The following is an 18,257-nucleotide window of genomic DNA, read 5'->3' as shown; positions in this document are numbered from 1 at the left end:
CTTCTGGGTTCTCTCAATCTTTGCCATTGTAATCACTCCTCTTTCGGCATGAAGCCGTATTTTGTCCGCAGCGAGTGGATGCGCTGGACGTATTCGATGTATTCGGCGTCGTCACGGAAGGCGGTTCCGACAAGCGAGTGGAAGATCGTCGTGTGGGCCTTGAGCCAGTTCTCGTCCATGGGCTTGCCGACGGCAACCTCACGGTCGAGGGGCTCGCCGATCTGGTTCTTGACGTAGCGGACGACTCCGTCCTCGCCAAGGACGCAGCGCTGGAGGGCGTCGAACATCATGCCGTCTTCTGCGAGACGGAGCGAGTGACCGTGCACGGTCGCACCACGGATGCCGNNTCGGTCTCGATGAGTTCCTTTGCGTACTTCTCGAGGTCACGCTCACGGCACTCGACGATCTGACGGCCGGAGAGCGTACCGGGGTCGATACCGCGGAAGCGGTACATCTCGGCGTAGGTCCGCTGGTAGGGCTGCGAGGGGGCGTTGAACATCGAGTCTGCAAACTGGATGTAACGAATCCGGTCGCCTGCCTTCGCACCCTCGGTGGGCTTGACGAGCTTGCGCATGGGGCAGTCGGGCTCCTGCTGCTCGGCAAGCGGCGGGTGGGCGCTCGGGTACGCCGATCCGGGGGCGCGGTGGCCGAGGATCAGCACGATGTCCTCATCAGTTACGGAACGAACCTTCTCAAGCTTGTGGTTGGGGTTCATCTGCTTGCGCCGGTTTTCGGCGACGATCGATGTCCCTGGACCATACTGGGGCGTGTATGCCATATTTCAATTCACCTCAAAGCGACTGATATCTTATCCTTTTCCTGTCTAGAACGAATTCCAGCCATATTTCCAGGTATTGGGTGCTCTTTTGCTCACCGTTGCGGCCGGATAATCACCGGGCATTCCTTGCTGCGGGGGTCCGTAAGGCCGATGAGAGTTTGATCAGCATCAGGACCGTACTTCGCGTAGTCAACAAGCGTCGGGGCCGATTTCATGAACCTGCCTTCCTGGAGCTGGTAGGGGAATCCCACAAAGAAACCGTCGCAGAGCGTCCGGATCTCATCGATGACAGAGGGATTCTCGACCTCCAGGATGATCTCCCCAACCTGGACACGGAGCGCGACTTGAGCGTCGCCGACCTGGATCACCCTGCGATCCGAATGCGGATTCGGGCTTCCTCGTGCCGGCCCATACGGGACCGTCTTCGGCAGGCCGGGGCCGTGGACCACCATCCGGCGGATGCCGGCAATGCCGGTGAGCATATTGAGCAGGCGTTCGGCAGTCTCAGGCTTGAGCATCCTGAGCGGCACGATCCTGACCTGTGGAAATGCGGCGTTCATCATTCAGATCTCTGCTCGTTCAGGCTCCGTTTGCGATCTGGTTGATCGGCTTGTTGAAGACGTCGATCTTACCATAGGTCTCGGCGAAGAGCTTCGAGGTGCTCTCAGGCGAGAACATCTGGGTTCCTGCGTCGAGCGCTGCCGCAGCGACCACACACGGAATAGCTACGCCATTTGCGTGCCTGGTCACGACGTGGTTGCCGTTGAAGATACCGGGGCCGCCACCACCGTAGATCGAGTGGCTGAAGAACGAGAATCCGACGGCAGTACCCATGACACGGCCGTAGTCGGTGCTCGGGAGACCGGTCTCGTGCTCAAGCAGGTCGTTGAAGTACAGGAGCGTCGCGGAGACTGCCTGGGCGAACCGTCCGGCACCACAGTTGACGATGGTGGCCGCCATGGTTCCTGCAGCAGCGTAGGCGTTCCAGAGCATCGGGTCCTTCGTGTCGTAGAACTGGAAGTAGCTGCCCTTCTTGCCCGGAGTGATGACCCTGTCCTCGATGGCCCGCTCGACCAGGCTCTGGACAACGGTACCGACGGTTCCGGTCTCACCGTTTGCCTTGACGAGGTCGTAGACCAGGTTGTTCGCGTTCAGGCCCTGGTAGGCGTAGGCGAGCAGCTGGGCACGCTCGAACGGTCCGATGGCGGATCCCATCTCGAAGACACCAGCGGTCTCGAAGGTGGACGCGAGTGCGGCACCCTGCAGGGCATTCCTGCCGGTCATCATGACGACGTGGTTGACCGGGATGTTCCGGAGCGCGTAACCGATACCCTCGTTGTTCTGGGGGATGGTCAGGATCGACGTGACGAGTGCGCCTTCCATGTCCTGGGTGTGGGGGTAGCTGCCCCAACAGGCTGCCTTGACAGTGGATGCGTTGAAGGCGTCGATGTTGAACTGGTCGACGATCGCGAACGTGGTCGCGGCTGCGACTGAGGTGATTGCAGCATCGTACGTTGCCGCGTTGATCAGGCGCTTCGACGGAACCTCAACGAGCAGGAGCTTGCCGCCGTTGAACTCCAGGATCTTGGTGTCGTCGCCCTCCTCAACCTGGACCATCTCCTTGATCTTGGCGACGATGGCGTCCTTGTTCTCCATGATGGGGAGATCGAGTTCTCTTCCCTTGATCTTGCCCTTCCCAAGCTTTCCGGTCTTGAGCGCTTCCTGGATGCCTCCGAGGTTGACGCTGATCGTTCTCTTGGTCAGGTCGATGATCTTACTTGTGGCCGGGTTAACCAGCGGGCTGATTCTGTCGAGGGTGACGCCGCTCTTGAGCAGCTTCCCATCATCAGAATAGAGGTCGATTGTTTCCGTGTATTTAGCCATAGTATTTCATCCTTTTACCCTTGTTCAATGCATTCCGTTCATGCGAGAGATCAATAAACAGTCACCTGTTCTAGATCCCTGAAGGCCGCTACTGCACGTCCCAAAAGGGACTATAAGAGTAGAAAGAGAGTTGTTAATAAAATTTGCGAAATAAGATAGGCTTCTTTTGCTGATTATAAGAATAATAATGAATATATTTCTAATAACATATTTTAGAATCGGGATTTTATGGAATAAATGGTTTAACGCGATCCAATTTAAGGATTTCCAAAGGTATCATTACAGGGCCACCTGCCCAAAGAGGGTCGCACAAAAAGGACATATTAAATAATAAATGAAACAATAACAATAATAAGAGTTAATAAAATTTTTCTTAAAACTATCAAAAGGTACCTGCTTCTATAGGTTACATCCTAAAAATATATAATTCTAACCAAATTGAGGGGGATCTTACGAGATCCAGATATCAAGGCCACAATTTTTAAAATGCATGCAACAGCAGCCGCTAACAAATACAATTTAATTATATACTACCTGCAGTAAGCCTACCCTCGCCATCCTCAACACTCACCAAAGAGATCTCACCCGGCTTCTGGAACAGACGGTTGCGAGACCTGCACCACAGGGCGATCCCGGGCCGCATACAGCAGTACATCTTCGGGTAAAGAACAAATCGTGTAAAATGGCTTAATGTAAACATAATAACCTTTAGTACCTTACCAATTCGGAATAGTTAAATACAAAACATTACAAGTTATGACAAAGCGATCCGCCCGGTGCTCCACCCGGATGTTTCGTTTTCCTCAGGTGAGCGGGCTCTCTGCATGTCTCCGGAGCATTTCGGCGAACGGGGCGGCGGCCCCTCCTGTGCAGGAAGGTCCGGCTTGCCGGGTACGGAATGCCCCGGTAACTCCCCGCAACGCGAGGGAAAGCCCAACAACAGGCTGTACCGGGAACACCTACCCATGAGGCCGATTCACCGGAGCTTCGGGAGGTCGGCCTTACCAACTGTGTTGAGGCAAAACCATGGCGAACAAGATTACATTGAACATGATAACACAGCGCTCCGTCGAAGAAGGCGTCGCGATGGAAAAGGGCAAAACGACCCGGGAATACTTCGAGGCCTGCTCGATAATCGAGATGCACGATGACGATGTTAAAGCGCTGGGCCTCGTCCCGAACCAACTTGTACGGGTGACAAGCGAGTGCGGAAGTGTGGTCGTCAAGGTCGTCAAAGGACGACAGGGACTCTATCCCGGCCTTGCTTTCATGCCACAGGGTGTCTGGTCAAACCAGATTGTTCCTCCGCGGACCCAGGCGACGGGAGAGCCCCAGTACAGCGGTTTCCCTGTGACGGTTGAGCCAGCCAACGGAGAACGACGCAAGAGCGCACTCGAACTTGTCCAGGGGGCTGTCGGGATGTGGAGAGGTGATCAATAATGCCAAAGAAGATTGAGAACGTCGGATGCCCATACTGTGGTGTCTGCTGTGACGACCTTGTTGTGACTGTATCAGACGACGGAAAGAAGATTCTCGAGGTGGAGAACGCCTGTGCCATCGGCAACCAGATCTTCCACCATGCAACCGGGAGTGAGAGGGTTACACGGCCCCGTCTCCGCCAGCCCGACGGCACCTACAAGGAGATCTCCTACGACGAGGCGATCGACTACGCGGCAAGGGTGCTCTACAACGCAAAGAAACCGTTGATCTATGGGTTCGGCTCGACCAATTGTGAGGGAATGGCCGCTGCAGCCAAGGTCGCCGAGAAGGCTGGAGCCGTGCTCGATAACTGCGCCTCCATCTGTCATGGAAGTTCGTTTTTAGCTATATTCGACAACGGCTACCCGAGCTGCACCCTCGGTGAGACGAAGAACCGGGCAGACGTCGTCGTCTACTGGGGAGCCAACCCAGCCCACGCCCACCCGCGGCACATGTCCCGCTACTCGATCTTCCCCCGCGGATTCTTCACCGGGAAGGGTCAGAAGAGCCGCAAGATCATCGTCGTCGATCCGAGGCACACCGACACCGCCCAGGTGGCCGATATCCACCTGCAGGTGAAGCAGGGGCACGACTACGAACTCTTCAATGCATTCCGTACCGCGCTCCGCGGTCACGAGATCCCCGAGGAGGTTGCCGGAATCAAGCGTGAGAAGATCCTCGAAGTCGCCGAGATCATGAAGAAGGCCCGGTTCGGCACGATCTTCTATGGTATGGGACTCTGCCACTCCGACGGCCGGAACCACAACGTGGACATTGCCATCAGCCTGACCCGTGACTTAAACGACTACACCAAGTGGACGATCATGGCGATGCGGGGACACTACAACATCGCCGGACCGGGAGTGGTCTGGTCATGGCAGTATGGGTTCCCCTATTGTCTGGACCTGACAAAGGATGTCGCCCACATGAACCCCGGCGAGACGAGCTCCATCGACCTGGCGATGCGCGACGAGGTTGACGCCTTCTTCAACGTCGCAACCGATGCCGCAGCTCACTTCCCGATCGAGGCTGTCAAGCACTTGAGGAAGCACCCCTGGATCACCATCGACCCGAACATCTGCATGGCAAGCGAGATCTCCGACCTCCACATCCCGGTAGGGATTGTCGGAGTCGAGGTCCCGGGCATCGTCTATCGGATGGACAACGTCCCGATCCAGTACCGTAAGGTCATCGATCCGCCCGAGGGCGTCATCAGCGACGAAGAACTCTTCGAGCGGATCTACAAGAGGCTCTGCGAACTCGAAGCCGAAGAGGCTGCAAAAGGAAAGGCAAAGACCACCCCGGTTGGTGTCCACGCGGAGGAGTGAAGAATGAGCGAACTCTTAATCAAGAACGGATTCGTTTTCGATCCGCTGCAGGGTATCAAGGGCGACCGGATGGATATTGCGGTCAAGGACGGCAAGATCGTCGAACCCGGGACCCTCAAGAACCCAAAAGTCATCGATGCCGCCGGCATGACCGTGATGGCTGGCGGCGTGGATATCCACTCCCACGTAGTCGGACCGAAGGTGAACACCGGCCGGCTCTTCCGTCCGGAGGACAAACTCTTCAAGAGCCCTCACAGAAAGTGCAGCCGGATGGAAATGGGCTTCTCCGTCCCCTCGACGTTCAAAACAGGCTATGACTATGCACGTATGGGATACGCCTTCGTCAACGAGGCGGCAATGCCCCCGCTCCACTCGCCGCACATTCACGAAGAGATCCGGGATACCCCGATCATCGACAATGCCGCGCTGCCGGTCTTCGGAAACAACTGGTTCACTCTCGAGTACCTCAAGAACAACGAGGTCGAGAACAACGCTGCATACACTGCCTGGCTTCTCCGGGCAACCCGGGGATTCGGTATCAAGGTCGTCAACCCCGGCGGCTCCGAAGCCTGGGGATGGGGACTGAACTGCACCCATATCCATGACCCGGTCCCGTACTTCGATGTCACCCCGGCCCAGATCATAAAGGGCCTCATCGAGACGAACGAGCACCTCGGCCTTCCCCACTCGGTGCACCTGCACTGCAACAACCTCGGAAACCCCGGCAACTATCTCGATACACTCGAATCGATGAAAATCGCCGAGGGCTACACCCCGAAGAACAACTTCGGCCGCAAGCAGGTGATGCACCTCACTCACCTCCAGTTCCACTCCTACGGTGGCGACTCCTGGAAGAACTTCGAGTCCAAGTCTAAGGAGATCATGGACTACGTGAACGCTCACGACAACATCACCATCGATATCGGCCAGGTGACGCTCGACGAGACCACGACCATGACCGCCGACGGGCCGTTCGAGCACCACCTGCGTGCCTTAAACAACCTGAAGTGGGCTAACGTGGACGTAGAACTCGAGACCGCAGCAGGTGTTGTCCCATACATCTACAGCCCGAAGGTCAAGGTCTGTACCATCCAGTGGGCCGTCGGCCTGGAGCTGGCCCTCTTATCGAAGGACCTGATGCGGACGTTCCTCACCACCGACCACCCGAACGCCGGGCCGTTCACCCGCTATCCGCGCGTCATCACCTGGCTGATGAGCAGGGCTGCACGTGACGCGACCATGAAGACGTTCAAGTGGCTGGACCAGACGATCGCGGCAACCTCGATCGACAGTATCGACCGGGAACTCACGCTCTACGAGATCGCCCAGATGACCCGTGCAGGGCCGGCAAGGGCGCTCGGTATCAGCAACATCTACGGTGGGCTCGCCCCCGGCATGGATGCCGATATCGCCATCTACGCCCTCAACCCCGAAGACATGCCCTCGGATCCGGCAGCCATCGAGAAAGCCTTCTCGCGGTGCGCCTGGGTCGTTAAAGATGGCGTCGTGACCGTCCAGGACGGCGAGATTGTTGCGGAACCCGCAAAGCGGACAATCTGGGTCGACGTGAAGGTCCCGGAGAACGCGCAGGTACAGAGGGACATTTATGAGCACTTCCTCAAGCACTACAGCGTCAAACTCGACAACTACCCGCTCTTCGAGGAACACATCCACAACCCGCGGGTGATCGAGGTCAACGCGACAGAGTGAGGCGACAATCATGAAGACAGTAACTCTTACCATGACCAACCCCCCCGAATTGTACCTCGAGGGGCAGAGCATCACCCCAGACAACTTTGCAGGCAAGAAGGCTGCTGATATCGCTGCTCTCGATGTCTGGGAGGGCAAACAGAAGAGTCCGCTCGGAAAGTACTTCACCGTGGAGGGCGATGGCGGGGCAACGGCAGCCGAGACGAAGATCGTCCTCCGTGGAGACTGCTCCCGGGTCAAGAGGATCGGCCAGCAGATGACCGCCGGCGAGATCGTCATCGAAGGCAGCGCCGACATGTATATCGGCGGCTGGATGAAAGGCGGCAAGATCCATGTGAAAGGAAACGTCGACTCGTTCTGCGGCATAGGGATGGAAGGCGGCGAGCTCATCATCGATGGGAACGCCGGACACCACCTGGGCGCATCACCCCGCGGTGAATGGCGCGGCATGCAGGGCGGGCTGATCCGGGTCGCCGGAAACGTCGGAAACGACACCGCCACGTTCATCAATGGCGGGACGATCATCGTCGGCGGGGACGCGGACATTCACGTCTGCACTCACGGCGAGGGCGGCACCGTCATTATCAAGGGCAACGCCAAAGGCCGTGTCGGCGGGCAGATGGTGAAGGGCGACGTCTACGTCTTCGGGACGATCGAGAACCCGCTCCCCGGCTTCAAGCGGGTCGGCGAGGTGGAGCAGGAAGTCGATGGTGTGAAGGCCCGTTTCGCCCACTACATCGGCGACCTCGGCGAGCGCCACCCCGTCTCCAAGGGCCAGACGGTGTATGCAAACCTCTACACCAGACTCTAATTTTTTTCCCAAACACCCTGGAATCGAACTGAAAGACCATCCCTTCATCTAGGAAGCCAGACCGGTGAACCGCTTTTTCTGCCTGATCTATGGGATTGAAGCCGCAAGCGAGAGGGGCGTGATATGGTGAGGCAGCACCTCGTACTCACGCCGCTTGCAAAGGTCCGGGAGATGATGCGGTCCGTCTTCCCTGTCCCGAATCGGACGATCCGGGTTCCCGTTGCCGAAGCGGCCGGACGGATAACGGCAGGACCGGTCTATTCAAGATTGACCCACCCCATAAGGGACATCTCGGCAAGAGACGGTTTTGCCGTCAGGAGCAGGGAGACCGCCGGCGCGAGCGGAACGAACCCGGTACGGCTCACGGATCCGTACTGGGTGAACACCGGGAACGCGATCCCTCCCGGTTACGATGCCGTCGTCATGGTCGAGGACGTCATCGCGGAAGGGGATGCCTTGAGCACGGGAAAAGCAGTCTCCCCGGGCGAGCACATCCACCCTGCCGGCAGCGAGATCCGGGAGGGTGAGATGATCCTTCCTGCCGGGCACTGGATACGCCCATGCGATATCGGGGCGCTCCTCACGTATGGGATAACGACCGTGGACGCCAAAGAGGTGAGAATCGGCCTCATCCCGACGGGGAGTGAACTGGTTCCGGCGGGCGAAGTCCCGGGGCCGGGGCAGGTGATCGAGAGCNNCCGCCGGTGCGGCGGTACTCCTCGGCGAGACGGGCGCCACCTGCACCCGCTACGAGATCACCCGCGATGACCCCCACCTGCTCAGAGCGGCGATCGAGAGAGGCGTTCGGGAGAACGACCTCCTCATAGTCTCGGCAGGCTCATCGGCGGGGAGGAGAGACTTCACCGCCAGGATCATCGATGATCTCGGCGAGGTGCTCGTCCACGGCATCGCGATGAAGCCGGGAACTCCGTCCATCCTCGGGCGGATCGACGACAAACCGGTCATCGGGGTCCCGGGGTATCCGATCGCCGCGATGACTGCTGTGCGAGAACTTGCCTTCCCGCTACTCGCCGAATGGGGGTTCCGTACTCGATCCCCGGAGACCCTACGCGCCCGACTCGTCGGGAGAGTCACGTCGGACCCCGGCTATGACGAGTTTCTCCTCCTCGCCATCTCCAGGGCAGGCAACCGGTACATCGCGACCCCCCTGCCGAGGAAGAGCCACACGCAGATGGTGATGGTACGAGGGAACGCCTATCTGCATATTCCTGCCGGGGTTGGATGCATCGAGGAGGAGACCGAGGTCGAGGTCACGCTGACGGGGCCATGCTGGACGATCCGCGAGGCAAGATCCCCGCCGACGTGAGACGGTTTCCTCTCAGCCTTCATCCCCGCAGGTTCTCACAAGGCTCTGGATGCGCCTCTCAAGATCCGGGAGGTTCTCGCGAAACTCCCGTGCGAGCAGGAAGGTCCGGACGGCGTCGCCCATCCCGCGGTGAGGGCCGAGGAGGTGGCGGTACTCGACGGGGATGGGGTAGCGAAAGTGCGCAGAGGCGACGGTGGAGCCGTCCACGGTAAAATCGATGAGCCGGGCGAGACGATCGAGGGAGAGAACCTGCTTCATCCCAAAATGCCGCCGGATCTCCCGCTGGAGGTCGACCAATCTCGAGCCGTCGAGCGAGACGTTTGCAGTCCGGAAAGCTCTCCTCTCCATATCCGCTGCAAAAACGACGACCTCATCGATACCCCCCGTCGAGAGGACGGACTCCATGAAGACCTGAAGGTCGGCATAGGCCTTCCGGGCGGTAGCCTCTGCCGCCGGCACCGCATCTTCCGGTATCCGGAAGGAGTGGTCGTACTCCAGCCCATATTCACCGCGATCCATATTCGCCACGGTTGTCGCGACACCGATGGTCTTGCCGCACGAGTCGGTCACCTTCTTCCAGATCTCGACATCGATATCGTACCGGAACTGCTCGCCGACATACTGGACGCTATAATCCTCCGATCTGTAGACGACCGCACCGATCTCGATCGGCATCATGACCCCGCGGCAGGTGCCATAGACATAACCGAACTCAATGTCCAGGTAGACGCTGCCACCGGTCTTGCCCGTTATGGACTCAACCACATAGAGATCTCTTTCGCAGGCAACGAAAAGGTTTCCCGGAGCACCCTATACCCTCGCAAAGATTTATCGAGCAGGAAGGAAGCCTTTCTATAGTTAGCTGATCAGGGATACCCTGCGCCATAGTAGCCATGAAACTCGCGACAATCAGGGAAAGACTTCAAATCGGTCGGATATTTGGGCGAGAATCTCCTCAAATCCAGGAGCCGGCCCATCGCGATAGGGAGGCTGAAGTGCGTGCACTCCTTGCCCATCCACCGTTCGGGATCACCGGGATCTCCGATGCCGCCTTTCCTCTCTATGATCAGGCATTGACCCACCGGTCGTATATCGGCAACGAGTACCCGGTGGCAGCGGTTGGAGATAATGAGCGGCTCGAGTTCCTGGGAAACTACGTCCTCGACTTCGTCATCGCCAACCACCTTTATAGCGAGTATGACCTTCCGCCCGGCGAGATGAACCGAAGGCTCCAGGTGACGAGGAATACGAAACTCGCCGAGATCGTGCTTCAACGGGGCCTCGGGATCGATCGCGTTATCAGACGGCGGGGGCAGGCATTGACGGACTCCATCATTGCAGACGCATTTGAGGCCCTGATAGGCGCAATCTACCTCGACCGGGGCCTTGATGCGGTCCGCGAGGTCATACTCACGATCTTTGAAGACGAGATCGCAGAGTGTGACGGACGCCGGAACTATCGGGGAAGGCTCCAGGAGTGTGTCGCGAGAGAGAATCTCGGTGAGCTTGAGTATGCCTTCAGCCAGACAGGTCCGGGCAGTTGTCCGGTCTGGACCGCCCGGGTGACAGTCGGGGGAATCCCTCTCGGGGAGGGAAAGGGGCGGACCAAACAGGGAGCGGCAATGCTCGCGGCAAAAGAGGCGCTCAAGCGGCTCGGGAAGGAGTAAGATGGTGCAGCAGACCAGGCGCGATCCGACCGTCGCGGTCGTCCGGTGCGATGCCTATGATCCGGATGAGGTCGATGCAGCCGTTCGGCGCGCGCTCGGTCTCCTCGGTGGAATTGAACGGTTCATCTCATCGGGAGAGAGGGTGCTCCTCAAACCAAACCTCCTGCAGGGGCAGGATCCGGAGCGGTGCGTCACCACCCACCCGACCATCGTCGCCGCCGTTGCCCGAATCCTTGCGGAGCACGGATGCCCGGCTCTCATCGCCGACAGCCCGGGGGCTGGAGTCATCTACAGCGAGGCAAATCTCCGGCGGGCGTACTCGCGTGCCGGGTATACGGCGGTTGCGGAGGAGACGGGCGCTCTCTTAAACTACGATACCTCTTCTGTGGTCGTCCCATATCCTGAGGGCGAGTTGATAACCCAATTTCCCATCATCACTCCCGCCGTCGAGGCCGATGCAATCGTGGTCGTCTCGAAAGCGAAGACGCACATGTGGACCCGAATGACGGGTGCGACAAAGAACCTCTTCGGTCTCATCCCTGGACTTGAGAAACCGGTCTTTCATTTTCGGTTCCAGGACGAGTACGCCTTTGGGAGGATGCTCGTCGACTTAAACGAGTGTATGAAGCCCCGGCTCCAGATTGTGGATGCCGTGATAGGTATGGAGGGGGACGGCCCTCAGTCGGGGAACCCGAGGAAGATCGGGGTGATCCTCGCCGGGAGCGATTATGCGGCCGTGGACACGGTCCTCGCCCGGCTCATCGGGATGGACCCGCTCGAGATCGGGAGTATCCGGAGCGCGGCCGCCCGCGGACTTCTCGATCCCGCGGCTGTCCGGACGGTCGGCGATGACCCCGCAGAGTTTGCAGTCCCGGACTTTCGGAAACCCTCGACCTACGCCGGGGGCAGGGCGGGTATTTGGCGGCGGGTGCTGCTTGCCGTCGTCCAGCGGTTCGGGAGGATCTACGCCCCCCGCCCCGGTGTGGTTGCTCAGTCGTGCGTCGGGTGCCGGAAGTGCGAGCGAATCTGTCCGGTGCAGGCGATTACCATCACCGAAGGCAGAGCGACGATCGATCTAACACGCTGTATTCGGTGCTACTGCTGCCACGAGATGTGCACCGAGCACGCCATCGCCCTCTCCCGGAGCCTTGCCGGACGGCTCCTCGCCCGCCTGCTCGGGTGAGTTGGGTCGGGCAAAAAACTCATGTGGATCGGGAGGAGAGCAGGTGCCATGCCATGCCCGTTCTGCAACCCAAAACAGGAGGATATCGTTCTCGCAAACGACCTCTGCTACGCCCGCTACGACATCCACCCGGTGAGCCCCGGCCACCTGCTTGTGATCCCATTCCGGCACGTGGCGAGTTACTTTGACACGACCGATGAAGAGAGAATGGCCATGGCCCGGCTCATCGACGACTGCAGGACTCTGACCGACCGCGAGCGGCATCCCGACGGCTACAACATCGGAGTCAACGTCGGGGAGGCCGCCGGACAGAACATCATGCATGTCCACGTCCACTTCATCCCGCGCTACCGGGGGGATGCCCCCGGAGAGCACGAAGGCGGGGTCCGGGGCGTGATACCGCGTAAATCAGGTTGAAGTTCTTCCGGGGCGCCGTTACCGCACCGGTGTGAGAGTGCGCCGCGCAGGAGGAAACCAATTGATGAGCGGGCGCCATCAAGCCATGAAATCATGCCGTGGTGCTCCATACGCCGGATCGGTACTGCGGGCAGTCATTTTTTGGGCGGATACCTCAGCTGAAATCTTATCCAAGGCCCGACATCCATCAAGATCGGCGCCCGAGGACCTATACATCGGGGGCCATTTAGAATGATTAATTATGCAAGTAAGGCATAGTTACCCTATGAGGGACAATAGTTGCAGACGCTGCTCTTCCTAATACTGTTTCCCATCCTAGTCGCATGTCTTTTATTGTTCGTAAAACGAACGACGTTGCGCTATGTTGTGGTCGCCCTCTCAGCTCTCGCAATCGGCGGGGCGTCGATATACCTGCTTATCCGGTATGCATTCGAAGGAACGGTCTACTTTGCCGCGCCTTCGGAGGTCGTCGGCCCCGTCATGGTGGCCATAGAGATGGGTCTTGCGCTCTTCATCATCTATATGGGCGCAAAGTTCAGAAACTACCTGGCAATCGCACTGGCCGCCATCCAGGCGGCGCTGGTGGTGTACCTTGAGGCAGCATTCCGGGAGAACCTCCATGCGGTCAACAATCTCTTCATCGACCAGTTCTCCATCATCATGGCCCTTATCATAGGGCTCATCGGGAGCCTCATAGCCGTGTACGCCGTCAGGTACATGGAGACGTATCACCACCATCACCCTGAGGTGCGCGATCGGCAGAGGATGTTCTTCTTCGTCATCTTCGCCTTCCTCTCCGCGATGTTCGGTCTCGTCTTCTCCAATAACCTCACGTGGATCTTCTTCTTCTGGGAAATCACCACCATCAGTTCGTTCTTGCTGATCGGTTATTCGGAGACGGAGGAAGCGACACGGAACGCCTTCCGCGCCCTGGTGATGAACCTCCTCGGCGGGATCGCGTTTGTTGTGGCGCTCATCTTCCTTGCCGCAACCGAGGCGACGAGCGGCGGCATCGATCTCGCCCGGGTGCTCGCCTCAGGCGATACGGCGATCGTCCTGATCCCGGCCGTCCTGATAGGGTTTGCCGGGATCACCAAGGCCGCATTGATGCCGTTCTCCTCCTGGCTCCTCGGGGCGATGGTGGCCCCGACACCGGTCTCGGCCCTGCTCCACTCGAGCACCATGGTCAAGGCCGGTGTCTACATCCTTGTCAGGTTCTCCCCGGTCTTCGCCGGGACGCTGGCCGGGTTCTCGATCGGACTCGTCGGCGCCGTGACCTTCGTCGTTGCGTCAGCCATCGCAATATCGCAGAGCAACGCAAAATCGGTCCTGGCCTACTCGACAATAGCAAACCTCGGCCTGATAGCCGCCTGTGCTGGTGTCGGAACCTACATGCTCGTCTGGGCGGCAATCCTTCTGATCATCTTCCATGCCGTAGCAAAGTCGCTCCTCTTCCTCGGGACCGGTGCGATCGAGCACCGGATCGGGAGCCGGGATATCGAGGACATGGAGGGCCTGATCGTCCGGATGCCCAAGATGGCGGTGATGATGTTCATCGGAATTGCCGGTATGTTCCTTGCGCCCTTCGGTATGCTGATATCCAAGTGGGCGGCAATCGAGGCGTTCGTCCAGGTCCAGGCACCCTTCGGCCTGATCTTCATTGCGATCCTCGCCTACGGAAGCGCCGTTACGGTCTTTTTCTGGGCTAAGTGGATGGGCAAACTCGTCGCGGTCACCCGAAATACCGAGCGGGTCGAGAAGGGGTTCTTCCAGGAGCCCTGGGCTCCGCTCTATATCATCACCGGCCTCGTGATAGCGGCCGTCTTCCTCTTCCCGGTCATTTCATCGATGCTGATCGAGCCCTACGTCCTTGCCATCTACGGCGTCACGGCTCGCCTCGGAGAGGCGAACGTCGCCATCATGCTTCTCATGATGGCTCTCCTCCTCATCCTCCCGGTCTCGTTTACTCTCTTTAAGAGGAGCGCACGGCACCTCCCGGCCTACATGAGCGGGAGGACCGCGACGCCGGACCTGCACTTCGCAGGCTCCCTCGGCCTGACCCGGGAGGCCCAGACCCGGAACTACTACCTCACCGAGTATTTCGGTGAAGCGCGGCTCTTCCGACCGGGGGCGATGGTCTGCATCGCCCTGATCCTGGTATCGTGGATCTTCGCGGGGGTGGCCCTATGACCTGGACCTGGCTTATCGGAGCGATCCTCTTCCTCATCCTTGCGCCCATCGTCGGCGGGCTCATCGCCGGAATCGATAGAATAATCACCGCACGGATGCAGGGAAGGGTCGGACCGCCGCTCCTGCAGCCCTTCTACGACGTCGGCAAACTCTTCGAGAAAGAGCGGGCCGTCGTCACCACGGCGCAGAACTTCTACGTGCTTGCCTACCTGATCTTCATCGCCGTCTCCGGGGCGCTCTTCTTCGCGGGAGGGGACCTCTTACTGATCATCTTTGCCTTCACGCTCGCCCACGTCTTCCTGGTGCTCGGGGCCTACGCAGTCCACTCGCCCTACAGCCACATCGGGGCCGAGCGGGAACTGATCCAGTTGATGGCGTATGAACCGATGATCATCCTTGCGGCCGTCGGGCTCTATATGGTCACGAACAGTTTCCTCGTCGCCGATATCGCAACGGCGACGGTGCCGGCGATCCTCTACCTTCCCGGCGTCTTCCTCGGGTTTGCGACCATCCTCACGATCAAACTCCGGAAGTCCCCCTTCGATATCTCGACGTCGCACCACGCTCACCAGGAGATTGTCAAGGGTATCACGACGGAGTTCTCGGGCTCGACGCTCGCCCAGGTTGAGATCGCTCACTGGTACGAGAACGTCTTCCTTCTCGGCTTCGTCTTCCTCTTCTTCGCCTGGAACCCGGTGATAGGGATCGTCGCGGTCGTGGTCACGTATCTCGCCGAGATCTTCATCGACAACGTCACCGCACGGGTGCGGTGGCAGGCGGCATTAAAGAGCGGGTGGCTCGCGGCAGTACTCGGCATCGCGAACCTGGCGATCCTCTCCTATATGATGCTTGGAGGTGTATGAGTACCATGGCATTCCTGAAGCGATCACCCTGGATCCTTCACTACGATGCATCCAGCTGCAATGGCTGCGACATAGAGGTCCTGGCGTGCCTAACGCCCCTCTATGACGTGGAGCGGTTCGGGATCATCAACACCGGGAACCCGAAGCACGCTGATATCCTCCTCATCACCGGCGGGATCAACTCACAGAACCGGGAGGTGGTCAAGAACATCTACGAGCAGATGCCGGAGCCGAAAGTCGTCATCGCAGTCGGCGTCTGCGCTGCTTCAGGCGGCATATTCCGCGAGTGCTACAACATCGCAGGGGGTGTCGACAAGGTTATCCCCGTGGACGTGTATGTTCCGGGATGCGCGGCAAGGCCGGAGATGATCATCGACGGCGTCGTGAAGGCGCTCGAGATTCTTGAAGAGAAACGAGAGAAGATGACAGGAGCAACGCAGATAAAGGAGAGCGCACGGCAGGCGGCGGGTGAGAGCACATGACGGTCAATGAAGAGCAGACCACCATCAGCGTCGCGCTGGAGGATCTCACCCGGGAGGTCGAAGCGCTTCGCACCGAAGGTTACCGCCTCGTCCAGATCGGGTGTACGGACATCGGCGGGTCCTACGAGATCAATTACTCGTTCGATAAGGGCTACCAGTACAGGAACCTCCGCCTGACGGTCGGGCCGGAGACTGCAGTCCCGAGCATATCCGGGATCTACTGGGGAGCGTTCGTCTACGAGAACGAGATGCACGACCTCTTCGGGATTCCGGTCACGGGGATGAACATCGACTTTAAGGGGACGTTCATCAAGACGGCCGAGAAGTATCCGTTCAGCGTCACGCGGAGAGGAGGTGACACATGCCGGAACGCATAGTCGTGCCGTTCGGACCACAGCACCCGGTCCTGCCGGAGCCTATCCACCTCGACCTCGTTCTCGAGGATGAGAAGGTCGTGGACGTGATTCCCTCCATCGGCTACATCCACCGCGGGCTCGAGCAACTCATCCAGAAGCGCGAGTTCACGGAGTATGTCTATGTGGCGGAGCGAATCTGCGGGATCTGCAGTTTCATGCACGCGCTCTGCTACTGCCAGGGCATCGAGCATATCATGGGGATCGAGGTCCCCGACCGGGCGAAGTACCTCCGGACGATCTGGTCGGAGTGCTCGCGTCTCCACTCGCACCTCCTCTGGCTCGGCCTCTTTGCGGACGGGATGGGTTTTGAGAACCTCTTCATGCGGTCCTGGCAACTCCGCGAGAAGGTGCTCGACGTCCTCGAGGACACCACGGGCGGCCGGGTCATCCAGGGCACCTGCAAGGTCGGCGGGGTCCGGCGCGATATCGTGCCGGAGAAACTCGCAGAGATGCATCGTGCACTCGATCCCTTCGAGAAAGAGTGTCGGGACCTCGGTGATATCTTCTTAAACGATGAGACGGTGAAGTACCGGCTTCAGGGGCTTGGGGTCCTCTCAAAAGACGAGGCCTATGCACTCGGTGCGGTCGGCCCGACCGCGAGGGCAAGCGGGGTTGCGATCGACCACCGCGAGACTGGCTACGCCGCCTACGGGGATCTCGGGTTCAAGCCGGTCGTCGAGACCGCCGGCGACTGCTACGCCCGGTGCGCTGTTCGGGTCAAGGAGATCTACGCTTCCATCGACCTGATCCGGCAGGCGATCGATCAGATCCCCGAAGGGCCCCTCGACGTGAAGGTCAAGGGAACCCCTGACGGCGAGTATTTCTCCCGCGTGGAGCAGCCGCGGGGCGAGGTCATCCACTATCTCCGGGGCAACGGCACGAAACACCTTGCCCGTGCCCGGATCAGGACGCCGACGCTCGCAAACATCCCCCCGCTCGTGAAGATGCTCCCGGGCGCACAGCTTGCGGATGTCCCGGTCGTCGTCCTCTCGATCGACCCCTGCATCAGCTGCACGGAGAGGTGAAGAGCTATGGGATTTTTTGAGATGACAAGGACGGTTCTCCGAAACCTTGCAGGAGGCCCGGCCACCCGGCAGTATCCTGTGGTCCCGGCGCGGAGAAGCCCCATCACCCGCGGGCACGTCACCTTCGACCCGTCAACCTGCCGCTCCTGCGGCATCTGCTCGCGGCGGTGCCCGTGCGCGGCGATCCGCCTTGATAAGGAGGCGAAGGTCTGGGAGATCGACCGCATGCGGTGCATCGCCTGCGGCGACTGCGTCGAGGGCTGCCCGTTCGGGAGCCTCACGATGGAGCCTGAGTATCTCCCGCCGGTCGTAGAGCATGTGGTGGAGCGCTACACCATCACCTATGTAAAACCGGAGAAGCCAGTGAAGAAACCGGTCGAAGAGAGCGCAAAGGGAGAAGGCGCGGGCGAGAGCGCGTGAGGGGGAGGGCGAAAGAACCTCCTCTTCCTATTCACTATTTTTCCAAACGAGCAACTGCCATGCCGTGGGAATATCCCCGGAGGAGGTGAGGAGAGGGGAGGGGGGATGCTTCGCACCTAGCGGTGTTCACGCACACTCTCGTTCGCGCCTCTAAACTCTTCGAATTTCTCAGAACCCATCCCTTCAGGGCAGCTTGAAATGTGTTGATACTCTTATGGCTTCACCTGACGCGGATTCCCACTGGACATCGCATTGCAGGGGGGAGGGGACAGGGGAG

General features: G+C 59.3%; 18 protein-coding genes and 1 pseudogene. 15 read left to right on the top strand and 4 right to left on the bottom strand.

Annotation, left to right across the window (positions count from 1 at the left end; genetic code table 11):
- Nucleotides 1-32: 32 nt before the first annotated feature.
- The 3 genes and pseudogenes from mcrG to mcrB all read right to left on the bottom strand — a co-directional run bounded on the left by mcrG (nucleotide 33) and on the right by mcrB (nucleotide 2,662).
- A pseudogene (gene mcrG, locus ACI94_RS06250) lies at nucleotides 33-778 on the bottom strand (coenzyme-B sulfoethylthiotransferase subunit gamma).
- A gap of 92 nt (nucleotides 779-870) precedes the next feature.
- Nucleotides 871-1,341, bottom strand: coding sequence for a methyl-coenzyme M reductase operon protein D (gene mcrD, locus ACI94_RS06245; RefSeq protein WP_066957681.1), 471 nt, complete (start codon nucleotides 1,339-1,341; stop codon nucleotides 871-873).
- 16 nt (nucleotides 1,342-1,357) lie between these two features.
- On the bottom strand, nucleotides 1,358-2,662 hold the full coding sequence (gene mcrB / locus ACI94_RS06240) for a coenzyme-B sulfoethylthiotransferase subunit beta (protein WP_066957683.1): 1,305 nt from the start codon (nucleotides 2,660-2,662) through the stop codon (nucleotides 1,358-1,360).
- A gap of 1,026 nt (nucleotides 2,663-3,688) precedes the next feature.
- Between mcrB and ACI94_RS06235 the strand changes: the two genes are divergently transcribed.
- The 6 genes from ACI94_RS06235 to ACI94_RS06210 all read left to right on the top strand — a co-directional run bounded on the left by ACI94_RS06235 (nucleotide 3,689) and on the right by ACI94_RS06210 (nucleotide 9,317).
- Nucleotides 3,689-4,102, top strand: coding sequence for a molybdopterin dinucleotide binding domain-containing protein (locus ACI94_RS06235; RefSeq protein ID WP_286681219.1), 414 nt, complete (start codon nucleotides 3,689-3,691; stop codon nucleotides 4,100-4,102).
- The gene (locus tag ACI94_RS06230) at nucleotides 4,102-5,469 is read left to right on the top strand and encodes a formylmethanofuran dehydrogenase subunit B (RefSeq protein WP_286681218.1); all 1,368 of its coding nucleotides are present in this window, start codon (nucleotides 4,102-4,104) and stop codon (nucleotides 5,467-5,469) included. Before ACI94_RS06235 ends, ACI94_RS06230 begins: the two co-directional genes overlap by 1 nt.
- Nucleotides 5,470-5,472: 3 nt before the next feature.
- Complete coding sequence (locus tag ACI94_RS06225; protein WP_066957688.1) at nucleotides 5,473-7,179, top strand: formylmethanofuran dehydrogenase subunit A; 1,707 nt, start codon at nucleotides 5,473-5,475, stop codon at nucleotides 7,177-7,179.
- Nucleotides 7,180-7,189: 10 nt separating this feature from the next.
- Entirely contained in the window at nucleotides 7,190-7,990 is an 801-nt protein-coding gene (locus ACI94_RS06220) for a formylmethanofuran dehydrogenase subunit C (protein ID WP_066957690.1), read from the top strand.
- Between the two features lie 123 nt (nucleotides 7,991-8,113).
- Nucleotides 8,114-8,758, top strand: a complete 645-nt coding sequence (locus ACI94_RS06215) for a hypothetical protein (RefSeq protein WP_286681217.1) — start codon at nucleotides 8,114-8,116, stop codon at nucleotides 8,756-8,758.
- Nucleotides 8,745-9,317 (top strand): molybdopterin-binding protein, encoded by a 573-nt coding sequence (locus ACI94_RS06210; protein ID WP_353743246.1) that lies wholly within the window; start codon nucleotides 8,745-8,747, stop codon nucleotides 9,315-9,317. Before ACI94_RS06215 ends, ACI94_RS06210 begins: the two co-directional genes overlap by 14 nt.
- 12 nt (nucleotides 9,318-9,329) lie before the next feature.
- On the opposite strand, the gene ACI94_RS06205 is transcribed toward ACI94_RS06210, so the two are convergent.
- On the bottom strand, nucleotides 9,330-10,082 hold the full coding sequence (locus ACI94_RS06205) for a hypothetical protein (RefSeq protein ID WP_224732848.1): 753 nt from the start codon (nucleotides 10,080-10,082) through the stop codon (nucleotides 9,330-9,332).
- A gap of 230 nt (nucleotides 10,083-10,312) precedes the next feature.
- Here ACI94_RS06205 and ACI94_RS06200 point away from each other — a divergent pair, with 230 nt between their 5' ends.
- From ACI94_RS06200 to ACI94_RS06160, 9 genes are all read left to right on the top strand, one after another.
- Nucleotides 10,313-10,984, top strand: a complete 672-nt coding sequence (locus tag ACI94_RS06200; protein ID WP_224732849.1) for a ribonuclease III family protein — start codon at nucleotides 10,313-10,315, stop codon at nucleotides 10,982-10,984.
- A gap of 1 nt (nucleotide 10,985) precedes the next feature.
- A complete protein-coding gene (locus ACI94_RS06195) occupies nucleotides 10,986-12,167 on the top strand; it encodes a DUF362 domain-containing protein (RefSeq protein WP_066957696.1) in 1,182 nt (393 codons plus the stop codon).
- 48 nt (nucleotides 12,168-12,215) lie between these two features.
- Nucleotides 12,216-12,584, top strand: coding sequence for an HIT family protein (locus ACI94_RS06190; protein ID WP_066957698.1), 369 nt, complete (start codon nucleotides 12,216-12,218; stop codon nucleotides 12,582-12,584).
- Between the two features lie 279 nt (nucleotides 12,585-12,863).
- Nucleotides 12,864-14,774: an NADH-quinone oxidoreductase subunit L gene (locus ACI94_RS06185; protein ID WP_066957700.1), complete on the top strand. Its 1,911-nt coding sequence runs from the start codon at nucleotides 12,864-12,866 to the stop codon at nucleotides 14,772-14,774.
- Nucleotides 14,771-15,637, top strand: coding sequence for a respiratory chain complex I subunit 1 family protein (locus tag ACI94_RS06180; protein WP_066957701.1), 867 nt, complete (start codon nucleotides 14,771-14,773; stop codon nucleotides 15,635-15,637). Before ACI94_RS06185 ends, ACI94_RS06180 begins: the two co-directional genes overlap by 4 nt.
- Nucleotides 15,638-15,642: 5 nt before the next feature.
- Entirely contained in the window at nucleotides 15,643-16,119 is a 477-nt protein-coding gene (locus ACI94_RS06175; RefSeq protein ID WP_066957703.1) for an NADH-quinone oxidoreductase subunit B family protein, read from the top strand.
- Nucleotides 16,116-16,496, top strand: coding sequence for an NADH-quinone oxidoreductase subunit C (locus ACI94_RS06170; RefSeq protein WP_066957705.1), 381 nt, complete (start codon nucleotides 16,116-16,118; stop codon nucleotides 16,494-16,496). The genes ACI94_RS06175 and ACI94_RS06170 overlap by 4 nt, the downstream gene beginning before the upstream one ends.
- On the top strand, nucleotides 16,481-17,560 hold the full coding sequence (locus ACI94_RS06165) for a nickel-dependent hydrogenase large subunit (protein ID WP_066957707.1): 1,080 nt from the start codon (nucleotides 16,481-16,483) through the stop codon (nucleotides 17,558-17,560). The genes ACI94_RS06170 and ACI94_RS06165 overlap by 16 nt, the downstream gene beginning before the upstream one ends.
- A gap of 6 nt (nucleotides 17,561-17,566) precedes the next feature.
- On the top strand, nucleotides 17,567-17,980 hold the full coding sequence (locus ACI94_RS06160; protein ID WP_066957709.1) for a 4Fe-4S dicluster domain-containing protein: 414 nt from the start codon (nucleotides 17,567-17,569) through the stop codon (nucleotides 17,978-17,980).
- Nucleotides 17,981-18,257 lie beyond the last annotated feature (277 nt).

This window comes from Methanoculleus sp. DTU007, assembly GCF_001512385.1.
Classification (GTDB): domain Archaea; phylum Halobacteriota; class Methanomicrobia; order Methanomicrobiales; family Methanoculleaceae; genus Methanoculleus; species Methanoculleus thermophilus.
This window is presented reverse-complemented; position numbering and strand designations above follow the sequence as displayed.